We start from the raw sequence: 17699 nt of genomic DNA, 5'->3' as shown, positions 1-17699 counted from the left end.
AGGTCGGGTAACTGGCGCCCGGGTTCAAATCCCGGATCCTCCGCCAAAACATCTAACAATATGTTAGATGTTTTTTTATTTTTATATTAAATAACAGAAGATGTTAATTCAAATTTTAGCTTTAAAATATTATAATAAATTTATATAAGATTTATATTAAATTAATAATTTGCTTAAGAAGGTGAATTATGCTTAAAGGCATCAGAATATATTTAAGGTTAATAGAAAAAAAGGATATAACGATATTGTATAGATTATCTAATGAAGAGAAGGTTAGAATATATAATACAATACCTAATGATATACAACATAATAATCAAAAATCACATCTAAGAAAAGCATTAAGTATAATTAATGAAGAAGATATTTTAATTGGGTTTATAACATATAAGGAAAGTAGTAGTTGTAAAGGGGTATATTCTATTGGAATAACTATTGGAAGTAAGTATTGGGGACGAAAGTATGGTGAAGATTCAATAAAAACTTTATTAAGATATTTATTTTACCAATTAGATGCTATAAGAGTAGAATTAGAAGTCATAAAATCTAATACAAGAGCTATAAAGTGCTATAAGAAATGTGGCTTTATAGAAGAAGGCATTAAGAGAAATAGGGTTTATATAGGCAAGGAATATGTAGATACTGTAATTATGGGCATACTTAGAGAAGAAGTAATTGATATTTAATATGTGAGGATGAAGGTATATATGAGTATAAGGTTTATTTATGGAAGATCCGGAACTGGGAAAAGTGAATTTTGTATTGATGAAATAAAAAATAATATTAACGAAAAAGAATCTGAAAATAAATTAATTTTATTAGTTCCTGAACAATATACATTTACGACCGAAAATAAGATACTAAAGTCTATTGGAGAGCATGCATTTTTAAGAGTAGAAGTACTAAGTTTTAAGAAAATGGCTCGAGAAGTTTTTGAAGAGTATGGTGGACGTGTTAAAGAGATAATAAAGGAATCTGGAAGAAACATGCTTATTCATAGAGTATTAAATGAAAACATTGAGTCTCTAGATTATTTTAGTAAAATATCTAGAGAACAAGGGTTTAATGAAATTATTTCAGAGGTAATCTCTGAGTTTAAAAAATACAATATAGATATTGAGAATATAAGAAGAATAGATGAAAAAATAGATGACTTTGAATTAGCTCAAAAACTTAAGGAACTAATTCTTATTTATGAAGCGTTCAATTCAAAGATGCATGAAAACTACATTGATGGGGATGATGAGTTAAGCTTATTAAGTAAAAAGTTATTAGAAACTGATGCGTATTCAGGAGCTGAAATATGGATAGATGAATTTACTAGCTTTATCCCTCAACAACTAGAAATTATAAGATTACTAGCAAAAAGGTGTAAGAGAACAAATATAACCTTGTGCATGGACAATAAATCTATAGATGATAAATATGAAGATATAACAGATGTCTTTAATATAACAAAGAATACCGAAAACAAGTTGCTAAAAATAATGAAAGAAAATAATATAGCTTATGATAAACCAGTTAATCTGAATAATGCTGTACCACATAGGTTTAAGAATAATCCCGAGCTTAGGCATATAGAAAAATATTTTTTTTCTTATCCATTTAATGAATATAAGGAAAGTTGTAATAACGTATCACTATATAAAGCAAATAACATTTATGATGAGATTGAAAGAGTTGCAAAGAGTATAACAGAACTTGTTAGAGATAAAGGCTATAGATATAAAGATATATCTGTAGTTTGTAGAAATATAGATGACTATGAAAAAATAACATCAGTAATATTTAAGGATTATGATATTCCATATTTTTTGGATAAAAAAATTCAGTTGTTGAGCAATCCATTGATTATACTTATAAGCTCTGCTTTTGAGATTTTATCTAAAAATTGGTCATATGAGAGTGTATTTAAATATTTAAAAAGTGGATTAGCTGGAGTAGATAATTCACATATAGATATTTTAGAGAACTTTGTATTGGAACACGGGATAAAGGGATATAAATGGACAGTAAAAGAAATAATTAGTGAAAAATGGTTTATAAATAATGAGGAATTAACAAATGAAAAAATATTAATAGCTGAAATTATGGAGGAGATAAGAAAACCGCTTATCGATTTTCATAGCAAGATAAATGGCAAATCTAAAGTAAAAGATATATGTACAGCTATATATGAATTTTTAGTAGATGTAGAGGCATTTGAAAGAATAAATGCTTGGATCGAAAATTTTGAAAGTTTAGGTTTAGAGGGTAAAGTAAAAGAGTATAGTCAGGTTGAAGGTATAGTCGTTGATATTTTAGATCAAGCAGTTGATGTAATGGGGGAGGAAACTCTCGAGTACTTTGAATTCTTTAAAATATTAAATTCAGGATTTACAAATGAAGAAATAGGGGTTATACCTGTAGCTTTAGATCAAGTTAACATTGGTGATATAGCAAGGATTAAAGGTAGGGACGTGAAGGTTCTTTATATAGTAGGTATTAATGACGGTGTTTTACCGGCAGCGAAAAAGGATGAGGGAATACTATCCGATAGAGATAGAGATATATTAAATGAAATAGGTATTACATTATCAACGACAACTAGAAATAAAGTGTTTGAAGAACAATATTTATTATACATAGCTTTAACTATAAGCAGTGAATTTTTAATGCTGTCGTACCCAATGTCTGATTTTGAAGGTAAAGCATTAAGGCCATCTGTAGTAATACCTAGAATTAAAAAAATATTACCACAGTTAATAGAGGAAAGTGCAATTTATAATTTAGAAATTCAGAAAAATAAGTTTGGTAAAGTTACTACTCCAATTCCAACATTTAATGAACTTATAATAGCTGTAAGAAGGGATTTTGATAGAGAAGATATAGAAGAATATTGGCCTGAAGTTTATAACTGGTTTAAACAAAATGAAGAATTTAAAGAGAAAATACAAAACATATTTAAAGGGCTTACATACTCTAACGTAGGTGATAAAGTTGCTAAAAATAAATTAAGAAGGCTTTATCAAAATGATATGGGAAAACTAGTATTTAGCGTATCAAGATTAGAAAAATATGCAGAATGCCCTTTTTCATATTTTGTTCAGTATGGATTAAAGGCAAAGAATAGAAAGGTATATGAGTTTACGCCTCCAGATTTAGGTTCATTTGTACATGAGATGTTAGATACATTTACAAATAAGGTTAAACAAGAGGGTATATTATGGTCAGATTTGAATAATGAAAAATGTAAAGAAATGATATCTAATATTATTGATAAAAAACTGAGTGAGCAAAGTAATTCAATATTAAATAGTACTAAAAAATTTAAATACTTAGCTCAAAGGTTCAAAAGAGTAATCTCAAAATCTGTATCAGTAATTGCAAATCAAATAGGCAAAGGTGAGTTTGAGGTTTATAAAACTGAATTTAATTTTGGAAGCTATAACTCGGGTGAAGCTATAACTTTGGATTTGGAGTCTAATGAAAAAATATATCTTCAAGGAAGAATTGATAGAATAGATACGTTGGATTTAGATGGTGATACTTATATTAGGGTTATAGATTATAAAACTGGTACTAATAAATTTGATTTAAATGAACTGTATTATGGATTGCAAATGCAGTTATTAGTTTATCTTGACGCTTTAATTAAAAATTCTAAATATATATTAAATAAGCATGCAAAGCCAGGAGCTATATTATATTTTAAAATAGATGATCCTATAATAAAAAGTAAAAAAGAAATGACCATAGATGAAGTGCAAGATGAAGTACTAAATGCTTTAAAACTGAAAGGATTAATTCTAAAAGATGCTAGAGTTGTTAAAGCTATGGATAGAGATATTGAAGGATATTCATTAATTATACCAGCTGCATTTAAGAATGATGGGGATTTTAAGTCAAGTAGTGATGTAATTACTGAAGAGGAGTTCACATTGCTTAGAGAATATGTTAACAAAAAGATGGTTGAGCTATGCGAGGATATGTTAAATGGGGAAATTAAAATACAACCAACTAAAAATGCTAATAGAGCTCATTGCGAATTTTGTGATTTTTCAGCTATATGCCAATTTGATACAGCTATAAAAGATAATAAATATAAAATTATTTCAAGAAAATCCCAAAATGATATTTGGAGCAGTATAAAAAAAGAGATAAATCATACTAGTGAACAAGTAGATTCTAATGAGTCAAATATTATAAATGATGAGAATAACGTATAAAAAGTTAAGTTGTATAGTATTAGATAAATAAAAAAATCTTGGTGGGTAACGTGATTTTATTTTTGATAGGAGAGATTAATCTATGGGCAAAACAAAATGGACTGACGAGCAATTAAGTGCAATAGAAACAAGAAATTGCAATTTGTTGGTGGCAGCAGCAGCAGGTTCTGGTAAAACGGCTGTTTTGGTGGAAAGGATTATTAGAATAATTACGAGCGAGGAAAATCCAGTTGATATTGATAAGTTGTTAGTAGTGACATTTACTAATGCCGCAGCTGCTGAAATGAGAGAAAGAATAGCAGAAGCAATATCAAAGGAATTAGATAGGAAACCAAGCTCTAGAAATCTCCAAAAACAATTAGCATTACTAAATAGAGCCAATATCACAACAATGCATTCATTTTGTTTAGATGTTATTAAAAATAATTTCCACAGGATAGATTTAGATCCATCTTTTAGAATTGGAGATCAAACAGAAGGTATATTAATTAAGTCAGAGGTAATAGATGAACTTTTTGAGGATAAGTATGAAGAAGAAGATTTAGAGTTTACAAATTTAGTTGAAGCATTCAGTGGTTATAAAAATGATGATAATTTAAAGGAATTAATTTTAGACTTGTATAATTTTATCATGTCTGGTCCATGGCCTGAAAAATGGCTAAATGAAAATGCAGAAAACTTTAAAATTGGTTCGTTAAAGGAACTAAATAAGACTAAGTGGGTTAAAGTGCTAACTGATAATATTAATATTGAAATTGAAGGATATATAAAAATGATAGAAAAAGCCATTGAAATAATTAATCAAACTGATGGCTTAGAACCGTATATGGATAATTTTCAAATGGAATTAAAAGCTATAAGGAATGTCTATGAATGTATTGATAATGGGTTAGAAGATATTTATAAAGCATTAACATCTATTGTTTTTAACAGACTTAAAACTATTAAAAAGGATAAAATTTCAGATGAGAATTCTCAAAATACTGTTAAAAAAATAAGGGATGATATAAAGAAAAAATTATCTGAATTAATAGATAACACATTTTCAGTAACACCACAGCAGATGTTAAACAATATTCAGAGTGCTTATCCTCATATGAAAAAACTAACAGAACTTGTATTGGAATTTGGAGATAGGTTTAATAAGAAGAAGAGAGATAGAAATATACTAGATTTTAATGACTTAGAGCATTTGTGTTTAAAAATATTAATTGATTATGATGAAGATAAGAATATAATTCCATCTAATGTAGCTAAAAACTTTAAAGAGTATTTTGACGAGGTTTTAGTAGATGAGTATCAGGATTCTAACAATGTACAAGAAACAATAATAAATTTGGTATCTAGAAAAGAATATGATAATCCGAATGTATTTATGGTTGGTGATGTTAAGCAAAGCATATATAGATTTAGACAAGCAAAGCCAGAGTTATTTATTGATAAATATAATACATATAATTTGAATCAAGGCAAGAATAGAAAAATTCAGTTATATAAGAATTTCAGAAGTAGAAAAGAAGTTATTGAAGGTGTAAACTACTTATTTAAAGAATTAATGTCTAAAACTGTTGGGGAATTAGAGTATTCAGACGAGGAAGCTTTAAATTTAGGCGCAAATTACAAGGAATCAGATAGTAGAAATGTAATTCTTGGTGGACCAATAGAACTTAATATAGTAGATAAAAACTATGAAGAATTAAGTGAAGAAGTTATTGAAGAGCAGGAAGAAATAAACAATGTTATGCTAGAGGGAAGGATTGTTGCAAGAAGGATCAAGGAGTTAATGTCCACAAAAGGGGAACATGTATTTAAGGTTTTAGATAAAGAAACTGGAGAATATAGACCCTTAATGTATAGAGATATTGTAATACTTCTTAGGGCAACAAAAAACTGGTCTGAAGGCCTATTAGATGAATTAGGGGCTGAGGGGATACCTGTATATTCTGATACAGGAACAGGATATTTTGAATCAATTGAGATTAGAACAATTATTTCTCTTTTAAAAGTTATTGATAATCCATTACAAGATGTACCTATGATAGCATTAATGAGATCACCAATTGGAGGATTTTCAGCAGAGGAAATAAGTGATGTCAGACTTTTCAACAAGGATAATTACTTTTATGAAAATATCAAATGCATAAGTGAAGAAAATACTGAGAATGAGGAAATTAATTCAGAAAAACTGAGAGATAAATGCAAATATTTAATTGAGAAAATTGATGCTTGGAGAAAGAAATCAATTTACATGGCAATTGATAAATTTATTTGGTACTTATACATGGATACAGCTTACTATGGATATGTAGGAGCAATGCCAAATGGAGTGTTTAGGCAGGCAAATTTGAAAGTACTTTTTCAAAGAGCTAAACAATTTGAGAAAACAAGCTTTAAGGGTTTATTTAATTTTATTAATTTTGTTAATAAGCTTACTAAGTCATCTGGTGATATGGGAAGCGCTCAAATGTTAGGAGAAAATGAAGATGTAGTAAGAATTATGAGTATTCACAAAAGTAAGGGATTGGAATTCCCAGTTGTATTTTTATGTGGAATGGGAAAGAATTTTAATTTGATGGACTTAAATAAGAATATGATTTACCATGATGAATTAGGATTTGGGCCAGATTTTGTAGATATAGAAAAAAGATTTAGAATAGGAACTTTGGCTAAAGAATCAATAAAGAAAAAAATAAAACTTGAAACTCTATCTGAAGAAATGAGAATACTTTATGTTGCATGTACAAGAGCAAAGGAAAAGCTAATTATGATAGGAACAGTTTCTAACACTGAAAGAGCAGTAGAAAGATGGGTAAGCTCAGCGGAGTTAGAATATAATTATATTCTACCATCAGAAGTGCTAAAGGGTAGATCATATCTAGATTGGGTTGGCATGGCACTATGTCATCATAATGATGGAAACTTGCTTAGTGAAGTAATAGGCATTTCTAATAAAATATCAAAAGATGATACATCAGAGTGGAAGATAAAATTATGGAATAGAAGTGATTTAGTTAAACAATTAAATTTAGAAAACACTGATGAAGAAAAACATGAATCAACTATAGTTTATAGTAAATTACAAGAAGATATTGCTATTGCTCAAGAGATAGATAGAATATTATCATATAAGTATCCATTAAAGGCTTCAACGACAATGAAAAGTAATATTTCAGTTTCTGATTTAAAGCGAAGAAATGCTGAAGAAAATTATAATAGTGAAGAAATTTTTAGAGAAAGAATTATTACCACACCTAAATTTCTTCAAGAAGAACGGGGTCTTACTCCATCCGAAAAGGGTACAGCAGTTCATTTTGTAATGAAAAAGATTGATTTTAATAAAGTATCATCTATACAAGAAATTAAGGAACAGCTTAAAGGACTTTATGAAAGTGAATTTTTACTTAGTGAAGAATTAAAAGCTATTAATCCATATAAAATATTTAATTTTTTTAAGTCTAATTTGGGAAGAAAGATTCTTGAATTAAATGAGAATAATAAAAAGATATATAGAGAAATACCGTTTTATACTGAAATTAGCAGCTTAGAAATAGATAAAGAATTGGATGAAAGATATAAGGATGAGAAGGTGAGACTACAGGGGATAATTGATTGTTTCTTTGAGTATAATAAGGAAATTATACTTTTGGATTATAAAACTGATTATGTGAAGCCAGGGAATGAAGAAGAACTTAAAGAAAAATATAATAAGCAATTGGAGTATTACAGTAATGCAATATTTAAAATGACTGGAAGAAAGGTAAAGTATAAATATCTATATTCATTCTCGTTAGAAAAAGAAATTTTATTGCAATAAAATTGATGTATAGGAAATAAAGAGAATTAAAAGCAAGGCAGCAATAAAAATTTGCAACCTTGCTTCTTTTATTGTTTGTAAAATTATTTTATTATCACTTTACTTCCTTTAGGTATATTAGAATAGATCCACTTAGCATCATCCAAGGAAAGTCTAATACAACCATGGGAAGATGGTTTATTCATTGTATAATCTAAAATAGTTGTTTTATCTTTGGCGAAGGGAAGAGAATGAAATAAAATATCCCCGGTAATTTGTGTCCAATACTTACCGCCTTGCGCATACTTATCAGAAAAAAACCAGTCTCCCTTTTCTTTAGTAGAGAATGAACCAGAAGGTGTATCTTCACCATTTACTCCGGTAGAACAAGCAAAAGTTTTAATTAATTGCCATTTATCGGCTTTACCTTTATAGATATATGTTTTCTGTTCTTTTAAATTAACATTAATAAGATACGGTGTACTGCTTTCTATATTTAATGTATTAATATTTTTTACTGATATAGAAGCAGTTAATGCTCGAGATGAAGCTTCTGCTATAGCAGAATTTTTATCTAGATATTCCTGTTGTTTAGCTTTAATATCTGATATTTTTTCTGTTACATCGGAATCATTTCCCAAAATATCGCTGCTATCTGAGATTTTAGATAATGCTTCAGTATAGTGATCATTATTAACTAAATTATCACAATAAGCAAATAGCGTTTCTTTTAGCTTACCTTTAGCATCATTTAAGTATACTAATGATTCAGGATAATTTAAATCTAAAGAAGAAACTCTATTAAAATAAGATATAGATTCACTGTATTGTCCATTATTATAATAATCTATAGCAGTATTATAATTCTTATTTGATTCTTGAATTAAATCTATTGAATCAGAGATGCTATGTAATTTAGTTTCATCTGCAATGTTATAGCGTTTAATCTCATTTAGTTGAACTAATGCACTTTCACTTGATATCTTCTTGGCTTGAATATTTTCTGACAGATCATTTATTTTAGAATCAAAATACTTCAAGATATCACTATTCATCATAAATAACTTAAATGGATTAAAATTCTGTTTAGTTAATAAGATATTATTTGCTTCAGCAAATTTGTAATTATCAAAACTTGTTTTGAAAGTATTGATAAGTTGATTATATCTATTAAATCCATAGAAACAACTTGCACATATAATAGATATAAATATAACAATTAAAGATATTTTATTTTTTTTCTTTTTATTATAAAAAATTTTACTGACTTTCAAAAGAATGCCTCCTAAATATTAAGACCTAGAAATTAAAAGAGCGGTAAAGAAAATGTGAACATTATTCTTTTAATTTATTAAAAGATGCTCTTTTAGCTATAATATTGACAAGAAAAACAAATAATAAACCTTGATGTTTTAACTAAATTCAATATGTGTTAATATATTGAAAAGAGTTTACAAAACAAAAGAATGCTAATCTGGAGGGGAAAATGAATTATAAAACTAATTTTTTTAAGAAAGTTATAACGTCTATATATGACATAAAAGTTTTTTCTAAATATGCTAAAGAGGGATTGCTTAGATCAATTTTTTATGCAATTTTATTGATGATAATTCTATCAGGAATAAAAGGAATAGCTAATGTATATAAAATTGATAATTTTGAACTAATGACATTTATATATAATACTACTTCTAATTTTGGGGTAGGTTTATCGAATTTACTATTTAATTGTCTAATAGTAACCGTTGTTGCTTCCCTTTTTACAATATTTATGCAGATGGTCGTTAGATATAAGGCTTTATTTTCGCTGACCTTATATGCTGCTACACTGCCATTAATAATTCAAAGTATATTAGAGATAGTTAAACCTGACATAAATTTTGATACGATGTTTATAATAGGGACATTAACTTACGTTATACTAATATTAAAATATCTAAAGGATGAAATAATAAAAAATTTAAATTAGAAGTACAATTAAATTATAATGTAATTTCAATTAAAGATAGTAATATAAATAAGTCATAAAAATAATGTTATCCCGAGTATTTGTTTCTAAAAGTTAATTAATTACAAGTAAAATTATGTAAATTATTTATGGTTTTTATTTAATTATAGTTGTTACCTGGAAAATAATGTGATATCATATATTACAGATGTATGGTAAAAAAAGTAAAAACAAAAGGGGATCTAAGAATGGCTGATGTAGATGTTTTAAAAGATGGTGAAACAAACAAGGAATATGAATTATATAAATCTGAACTTATTAAGTTATCTAAAGAAGAATTAATTAATCAACTTATTAAGGTAACAGAAGATAAAAAGGCTCAAGAAGATTTTATTCTAAATATTTCACATGATTTAAGATCACCACTAAATATAATTTTAAGTATATTACAATGCTATAAGGATGAATATAAGGATACAAAAAATCAAGAAAAATGCCAGGAACATATAGATGTAATAAAGAGAAATTCATATAAAATATTAAAACTTATAAATAACCTTATCGATACAACAAAATTAGAGAGAAAATATTATAATATAAAAAAAGAGAATTTAGATATAATTAATTTAATAGAATGGAATATATCGTCTATAGATAAATACGCTAGGCAGAAGGATATTTCTTTAGTCTTTGATACTAATGTCGAAGAATGCATTATTGCAGTGGATCCAGAAGCATTAGATAGAATAATTATGAACTTAATATCAAATGCTATAAAGTTCTCACCTCAAGGAAGCAGTATATATATAAATACATGGAAGAGTATCAATCAATTAATAATATCTGTTAAAGATGAAGGTATAGGAATACCTAAGGAAGAGCAAGACACTATATTTAATAGATTCGTTCAATCATCAAGAAATAAAAAGAGTGAATACGCTGGGAGTGGAATAGGTTTAGATTTAGTTAGGTATTTAACAAAAGCACATAATGGAACTATAGAACTTAAAAGTGAAATCAATAAAGGTTGTGAATTTATCATTAAAATACCTATAGAAAAATTAGACGAGAATGAAAATGATAAAGATAAGTGCTTAAATGCTAGAAATAAGGTAGAAGTATTAGAAGTGGAGTTTTCAGATATTTATTTATAGATTAAATTAGCAAATGCATGATAAGTTACCTAAAAATAATTTATGTTTTTAGGTAACTTATCATATTATAAACTTGATTATTATAATAGCTTGTGATAAGATAATTCTGTTGCTAAAAATATCATGGAGCGTTAGTTAAACGGATATAACTTACCGCTACGGACGGTACATTGAGGGTTCGATTCCTTCACGCTCTGCCAATTAATAAAAAAATGTCTTAACTATTGAAAGTTAAGACATTTTTTTTATATTGCTTTAGTACCAATATTTTCACCAAATAGGACTTTACATTCAAAACCAAGTTTAGACTGATCTAGAATATCATTATCTATCTTTATGCAATCTTTCTCGAAAAATAATATAGTTGTTGATCCTCCAAATTTAAAATAACCTTTTTCATCACCTTTATTTACTCTAACATTAGGTGAATAAGATTGAATTATTGATCCGACACAGGTAGCACCAACCTCTATATGTAATATATCTTTGAAATTATCAGACTTAAATAATGACCATTCTCGTTTATTTTCACAAAAAAGCTTAGGAATTGATTTCAAGGCTATTGGGTTTACAGAGTAATAATGCCCTTTAATATAGTGACTTTCATATGGAACACCTGAATCTACAAAATGAAACCTATGATAATCGGTTGGACATAATCTTAGTATTACACATACACCATTCTTATATTTACTAGCAACAGTGTCATTATTAATTAATTCCTTAAGACTATAAGTTAGCCCTTTAATTTGAATTATATTATCTAGATCTATATTTTCATAAGCAGTTATTCTCCCATCACCAGGTGAAATTAAAATATTTTTATCTGTAGTTATTGGCCTAGCTTCGGAAATAAGCTCTCTTGTAAAAAAATCATTAAAAGATGTAAAGTCACTAGCTTTTTTTCTTGAAATACTCATATCAATATTAAAATCCCTAACAAACGATGGAATCTTATTGGCGCTTAACTTAGTATCACAATACTTTCCATATAGCTTAGAAAATAGTTTCTTTTTGGTAATAAGTTCAGTAAAGCCTTTGCCGATTGGTGATTCATATGTCCATTCAATATACTTCTTACCAGCTATAAGTTCTTCTTCATAAGATTTTGTAGTTCTATTATATACTTGAATCATAAATACAATTGCCAAAACTTTATAAATAGTTATATTTATAATGCTACAGTTATGACAAGTATCCTCCATTTCTTGTTTTTATTTTAGTATTTCTGATTAAATTTTATTGTATTATAATGCAATAAAATTTAACTAGAATTTATACTTTAAATAAATAATGTGTAACAGGCATGATTTATTTTAAAAGTATAATATTAATTTTAGCACATATAATAAAAAATTCAAAAGTAAGAATATAAAACAAGTAAGTTCATGAGCGTGTTAATCATCAAATAGTAGAATTGTGGCTTAGCTTTGAACTTGATGGTATAATATTAATTGTATGTTAATTTCGAATTATCAAGGGGAAATGAGGAGAAGTATTATGAACAAAACAAGAAATTTAATATTTGAATCAGCAATAAAAATATTTTCTGAATCTGGATATAGAGGTGCTACTATGGATGAGATAGCATCCAATGCAGGTCTTGCTAAGGGAACTTTATATTATCATTTTAAAAGCAAAGAAGAAATATTTAATTTTATTGTTGAAGAAGGACTTCAAATATTACTGAACCAAGTTGTTGAAGTTCAAAATATGAATATAGGACCTATCGAAAAATTGATAAAAATAAGTAGGATACAATTAACTTTTCTTTATAGATATACAGATTTTTTCAAAGTAGTAATGAGCCAATTATGGGGAACTGAAAATAGACAAAATGAATTGAGACAAAAAATAAGAAAATATATAAATGAAATTGAGATTAATATAAAAGGTGCAATGGAGAATAATTTAATTGAGAAAGGTGACATAGAACTTATAGCCTTTGAATTTTTCGGGTCATTATGTTCATCTGCTATATATGAATCAATTCGAATCGAAAAAATAGATTTAGAAGATATTATAGAGAGCACGATAAAATTCACATTAAATGGCTTAGGGATTAAAAGTATAAATTATTAATAGAAGATAATATATTAAATTAAGTATGAATTATTTATATTACTAACGGTTAAATTGCCTCTAATATTAAAATATCTTATAACACTTGGTTTCAAATATTATTTTATCAATAAAAGCTATTAATTAACATTTATTTCTCTAGTGCATTTATGTTAGAATAGTACTTGGTGAGCTTAAATAAGCTTTATATACCAGACACTATTGAAATAATATACGGAGGAATATTTAATGATAAATATAATAATTGATGAAAAAGTTATTGAAATAGAAAATCAAGATACAACAGTTTTAAAAGCAGCATTGGATAATGGTATAGACATTCCAACACTATGTTATTTAAATGATTGTGGTAATGTAGGAAAATGCGGAGTTTGTGCTGTTGAAATTGAGGGAAAAAATAATTTATCACTTGCGTGCATAACAAAAGTTGAAGAAGGAATGGTAATAAGAACAAATTCGGAAAAAGTTCAAGAAAGAGTTAAAACTAGAGTGGCTAGTTTACTCGACAAACATGAATTTAAATGTGGGCCATGTAATAGAAGAGAAAATTGTGAATTTTTAAAATTAGTTATAAAAACAAAAGCTAAGGCAAATCCGCCTTTAACAATTGCTGATAAAGCAGAATACATTGATGAAAGAAGTAAATCAATTGTTATAGATAGAAGTAAATGTGTTCTATGCGGAAGATGTGTTGCTGCATGCAAAGAAAAGACAGGAACTGAAATGATTAAGATAGTAGGTAAAGGTGCTGAAAGAAAAGTTTCTGCTATAGGAAATGAATGTTTTGACGATACTAATTGTTTATTATGTGGTCAATGTGTTATTGCATGCCCAGTTGCTGCTTTATCAGAAAAGCCACATATGGATAGAGTTAAGGAAGCCTTAGAAGATCCTAATAAGCATGTAATAGTTGCAATAGCTCCTTCAATTAGAACTTCAATGGGTGAGTTATTTAAGTTAGGATACGGGGTAGATGTAACTGGAAAACTATATACAGCATTGAGAATGTTAGGGTTTGATAAAGTGTTTGATATTAACTTTGGAGCTGATATGACAATAATGGAAGAGGCAACTGAATTTATTGAAAGAGTAAAAAATAATGGGCCATTTCCTATGTTTACATCATGTTGTCCATCATGGGTAAGACTTGTTGAAAATTATTACCCAGAATTTTTAGAGAATTTATCATCAGCAAAATCACCTCAACAGATATTTGGTGCTGCAAGTAAGACATATTATCCTGAAATAGAGGGATTAAATCCTAAAGATGTGTTTACAGTAACAGTAATGCCTTGTACATCAAAAAAATTTGAAGCTGACAGAAAAGAAATGGCTAACGATGGAATAAGAAATATAGATGCTGTTATTACTACAAGGGAATTAGCAAAAATGATTAAAGATTCAAAGATTAATTTTGCTAATTTAGAAGATGGAAAAGCAGATTTAGCAATGGGAGAATATACTGGTGCTGGAGTTATCTTTGGAACTACAGGTGGAGTTATGGAGGCTGCTCTAAGAACTGCTAAGGATTTTGTTGAAGATAAAGATTTAACTAATGTAGAATATACACAAGTTAGAGGATTTGATGGAATAAAAGAAGCGGCAGTAGAAATTGGTGGAGAAAATTATAATATAGCTGTAATTAATGGCTCTTCAAATTTATTTGAGTTTATGAAAAGCGGAAAAATAAATGAAAAACAATATCACTTTATTGAAGTAATGTCTTGCCCAGGCGGATGTATTAATGGTGGAGGACAGCCACATGTAAATGCAAAGGATAGGGAAAATGTAGATGTAAGAGCATTAAGAGCATCTGTGCTATATAATCAAGATAAAAACTTAGAAAAGAGAAAATCTCATAAGAATTCCGCATTATTAAAAATGTATCATGAATATATGGGCGCTCCTGGGGAAGGTATAGCTCATAAGTTATTACATATAAAATATTCTAAGTAGAAATATTAGGGAGATATACTAAAATGAAATTTTTAGCAAGCGATTTAGATGGAACATTATTTAGAGATAATAGTGTTGCTGAAAAAGATTTAGAAGCATTAAGGACTCTAAAGAAATTAGGAAATAAAATAATTGTTTCGACGGGAAGAAGCTTAAAAGGAGTAAAAGATATTTTAAGAGAATATCCCTTTGAATATGACTACTTAGTTATGTGTAATGGTGCATTAATAATAAATAAGAACGATGAAGTAATTCAGGAAAAAGTGATTCCAAATAAAATACAAAATAAAATAATAACTGATTTTTATAATTGGGAAGATTCATTAATATATTATGATGATGGAAATGGTACATATGTCATAGAAAATGATTCAGTAGATACTTCAAAGGTTAATTCAGATTTTTTTAATCATTTTTCGGATAGGGTTACTTTGGAAAAGGCATTAAATAATACTTTAGATTCACAAATCATGAGTATTTTTAATGTGTCTCAATCAGTGGAAAAGTCAGAATTATTAAGGGGAAATCTATTAGAAAAATATAAAGATCATGTAGAAGCATTTAGGAATCAGTTTTTTGTGGACATAGTACCTAGAAATTGTTCTAAGGGAAATGCCATTATGACGGTATTGGAAATTGAAAAGGAAACTACAGATTGTTTATATACTGTTGGTGATTCATTAAATGATATATCAATGTTTGAAATTACAAATAATAGCTATACATTTAATGGAGTAGAAAATGTGGTCAAGCTATGTGCAAATAATGCAGTAGATTATGTGTATGAAGTTATAGAAGATATGATAAAATAAATATATAAAGAACACTTCAAAACAATTAATTACTTTGAGGTGTTTTTTCTACTAGCATTAAAGTACGTTTAAATATTCCAATTATATTAATAAAAAAATGCCCTGTAAGAAGAACTCTTACAAGGCATTTTTAAATTATTTATTAGAGCTTGAAAACTCTAAATATTCATCAAATGTCATAGTTCTATCAACAATAGAACCATCATCTTTAATATCAATAATTCTATTAGCTATGGTTTGAACAAATTGGTGGTCATGAGAAGCAAAGATTATATTACTATTGTAATCTTTTAAACCATTATTTACAGCTGTGATTGATTCAAGATCAAGATGATTAGTTGGTTGATCTAACATTAGCACATTTGCATTTGTAAGCATCATTTTAGACAACATACATCTAACTTTTTCTCCTCCAGATAATACATTAGCTTCCTTAAGGGCTTCTTCTCCTGAAAATAACATTCTACCTAAGAAACCTCTAATATAGATTTCAGACTTTTCTTCAGAATATTGTCTAAGCCAATCAACTAAAGAAAGGTTACATCCATCGAAATAATTTGAGTTATCAGCTGGAAAATAGGCATTAGTTATAGTTATTCCCCATTTGTATTCTCCACTATCAGGTTCAATTTCACCAGATAAAATTTTGAATAATGTAGTCACAGCTATTTCATTACCAATTAGAGCAATCTTATCACCTTTATTAACCATGAAGTTTACATTATCTAATAATTTAACGCCGTCAATGGTTTTTGATAAATCTTTAACCATTAAGATGTCATTTCCAACTTCTCTTTCAGGTTTAAACCCCACGAATGGATATTTTCTACTTGATGGTTGTATATCGTCTAACGTAATTTTATCTAGTAATTTTTTACGAGATGTAGCTTGTTTTGATTTAGAAGCATTAGCGCTAAATCTTGCAATAAAGTCTTGCAATTCTTTAATTTTCTCTTCTTTTTTCTTATTTTGATCTTTTGACATTTGAAGAGCTAATTGGCTTGATTCATACCAGAAATCATAGTTACCAACATATAGTTTGATTTTTCCAAAGTCTACATCAGCCATATGAGTACAAACAGCATTTAGAAAATGTCTATCATGTGATACAACTATAACAGTTCCATCAAAGTTACCTAAGAAATCTTCTAACCAGTTTACAGCCTTTAAATCCAGTCCGTTAGTAGGCTCGTCTAAAATAAGTATTCCAGGATTACCAAATAAAGCTTGAGCTAAAAGAACTTTAATCTTCTCGCCACCAGTTAGTTCTGATACATTTTTAAAGTGAAATTCAGTTCCTATTCCTAAGCCCTGCAAAAGTGAAGATGCTTCAGATTCTGCTTCCCAACCATTAAGTTCAGCAAATTCTCCCTCTAATTCAGAAGCTCTAATTCCATCTTCATCAGAAAAATCAGGTTTTGCATATATTTCATCTTTTTCTTTCATTATTTGATACAGTCTTTCATTACCCATTATTACAGTTTCTAAAACTTGAAAATCATCATATTTATAATGATCTTGTTTTAAAACTGACATTCTTGTATTAGGAGCAATTATAACTTCTCCAGTATTGGGTTCTACTTCACCAGATAATATTTTTAGGAATGTACTTTTCCCAGCTCCATTAGCTCCAATAACTCCATAGCAGTTTCCTGGAGTAAATTTAAGGTTGACATCTTCAAAAAGTTTACGTCCACCAAATCTCAGACTAACATTTGATACGTTTATCAATCTTTTTCTACCTCG

General features: G+C 27.9%; 11 protein-coding genes and 1 tRNA gene. 9 read left to right on the top strand and 3 right to left on the bottom strand.

Features of this window, described 5'->3' with window-relative positions:
• Window positions 1–188 precede the first annotated feature (188 nt).
• The 3 genes from COL3_RS13260 (at window position 189) to addA (ending at window position 8022) form a co-directional block, all read left to right on the top strand.
• Entirely contained in the window at window positions 189–686 is a 498-nt protein-coding gene (locus COL3_RS13260) for a GNAT family protein (protein ID WP_008426286.1), read from the top strand.
• Window positions 687–707: 21 nt separating this feature from the next.
• Entirely contained in the window at window positions 708–4208 is a 3501-nt protein-coding gene (gene addB / locus COL3_RS13255) for a helicase-exonuclease AddAB subunit AddB (RefSeq protein WP_008426288.1), read from the top strand.
• A gap of 82 nt (window positions 4209–4290) precedes the next feature.
• Entirely contained in the window at window positions 4291–8022 is a 3732-nt protein-coding gene (gene addA, locus COL3_RS13250) for a helicase-exonuclease AddAB subunit AddA (RefSeq protein WP_008426290.1), read from the top strand.
• Between the two features lie 83 nt (window positions 8023–8105).
• Here addA and COL3_RS13245 read toward each other — a convergent pair whose 3' ends face one another.
• Entirely contained in the window at window positions 8106–9275 is a 1170-nt protein-coding gene (locus COL3_RS13245) for a L,D-transpeptidase (RefSeq protein ID WP_008426292.1), read from the bottom strand.
• Window positions 9276–9487: 212 nt separating this feature from the next.
• Between COL3_RS13245 and COL3_RS13240 the strand changes: the two genes are divergently transcribed.
• The 3 genes from COL3_RS13240 to COL3_RS13230 all read left to right on the top strand — a co-directional run bounded on the left by COL3_RS13240 (window position 9488) and on the right by COL3_RS13230 (window position 11303).
• Entirely contained in the window at window positions 9488–9970 is a 483-nt protein-coding gene (locus COL3_RS13240) for a DUF1189 family protein (protein WP_008426293.1), read from the top strand.
• A gap of 227 nt (window positions 9971–10197) precedes the next feature.
• Window positions 10198–11103: a HAMP domain-containing sensor histidine kinase gene (locus COL3_RS13235; protein ID WP_008426295.1), complete on the top strand. Its 906-nt coding sequence runs from the start codon at window positions 10198–10200 to the stop codon at window positions 11101–11103.
• A gap of 125 nt (window positions 11104–11228) precedes the next feature.
• Window positions 11229–11303: transfer RNA gene (locus tag COL3_RS13230), tRNA-Arg, on the top strand.
• Window positions 11304–11348: 45 nt separating this feature from the next.
• Here the strand turns inward: COL3_RS13230 and COL3_RS13225 are convergent.
• Entirely contained in the window at window positions 11349–12239 is an 891-nt protein-coding gene (locus COL3_RS13225) for a phosphatidylserine decarboxylase (protein WP_035283895.1), read from the bottom strand.
• A 364-nt stretch (window positions 12240–12603) separates the two neighbouring features.
• Between COL3_RS13225 and COL3_RS13220 the strand changes: the two genes are divergently transcribed.
• The 3 genes from COL3_RS13220 to COL3_RS13210 all read left to right on the top strand — a co-directional run bounded on the left by COL3_RS13220 (window position 12604) and on the right by COL3_RS13210 (window position 15953).
• On the top strand, window positions 12604–13185 hold the full coding sequence (locus COL3_RS13220; protein ID WP_008426299.1) for a TetR/AcrR family transcriptional regulator: 582 nt from the start codon (window positions 12604–12606) through the stop codon (window positions 13183–13185).
• 228 nt (window positions 13186–13413) lie between these two features.
• On the top strand, window positions 13414–15141 hold the full coding sequence (locus tag COL3_RS13215) for a ferredoxin hydrogenase (protein ID WP_008426301.1): 1728 nt from the start codon (window positions 13414–13416) through the stop codon (window positions 15139–15141).
• Between the two features lie 23 nt (window positions 15142–15164).
• Entirely contained in the window at window positions 15165–15953 is a 789-nt protein-coding gene (locus COL3_RS13210) for an HAD-IIB family hydrolase (RefSeq protein WP_008426303.1), read from the top strand.
• Between the two features lie 135 nt (window positions 15954–16088).
• Here the strand turns inward: COL3_RS13210 and COL3_RS13205 are convergent, their stop codons facing one another.
• Complete coding sequence (locus COL3_RS13205) at window positions 16089–17684, bottom strand: ATP-binding cassette domain-containing protein (RefSeq protein WP_008426305.1); 1596 nt, start codon at window positions 17682–17684, stop codon at window positions 16089–16091.
• Window positions 17685–17699: the final 15 nt, after the last annotated feature.

This window comes from Clostridium sp. LS (assembly GCF_002760435.1).
Taxonomy (GTDB): Bacteria; Bacillota; Clostridia; order Clostridiales; family Clostridiaceae; genus Clostridium.
Note: the sequence above shows the minus strand (reverse complement) of the source record. Positions and strands in the feature narration are given on the sequence as shown.

Excerpts from the sequence above, each read along its gene's own strand:
- addA (WP_008426290.1), top strand. The coding sequence starts at position 4,291 with ATGGGCAAAACAAAATGGACTGACGAGCAATTAAGTGCAATAGAAACA.
- addB (WP_008426288.1), top strand. The coding sequence starts at position 708 with ATGAGTATAAGGTTTATTTATGGAAGATCCGGAACTGGGAAAAGTGAA.
- COL3_RS13210 (WP_008426303.1), top strand. The coding sequence starts at position 15,165 with ATGAAATTTTTAGCAAGCGATTTAGATGGAACATTATTTAGAGATAAT.
- COL3_RS13220 (WP_008426299.1), top strand. The coding sequence starts at position 12,604 with ATGAACAAAACAAGAAATTTAATATTTGAATCAGCAATAAAAATATTT.
- COL3_RS13260 (WP_008426286.1), top strand. The coding sequence starts at position 189 with ATGCTTAAAGGCATCAGAATATATTTAAGGTTAATAGAAAAAAAGGAT.
- COL3_RS13215 (WP_008426301.1), top strand. The coding sequence starts at position 13,414 with ATGATAAATATAATAATTGATGAAAAAGTTATTGAAATAGAAAATCAA.
- COL3_RS13240 (WP_008426293.1), top strand. The coding sequence starts at position 9,488 with ATGAATTATAAAACTAATTTTTTTAAGAAAGTTATAACGTCTATATAT.
- COL3_RS13225 (WP_035283895.1), bottom strand. The coding sequence starts at position 12,239 with ATGATTCAAGTATATAATAGAACTACAAAATCTTATGAAGAAGAACTT.
- COL3_RS13235 (WP_008426295.1), top strand. The coding sequence starts at position 10,198 with ATGGCTGATGTAGATGTTTTAAAAGATGGTGAAACAAACAAGGAATAT.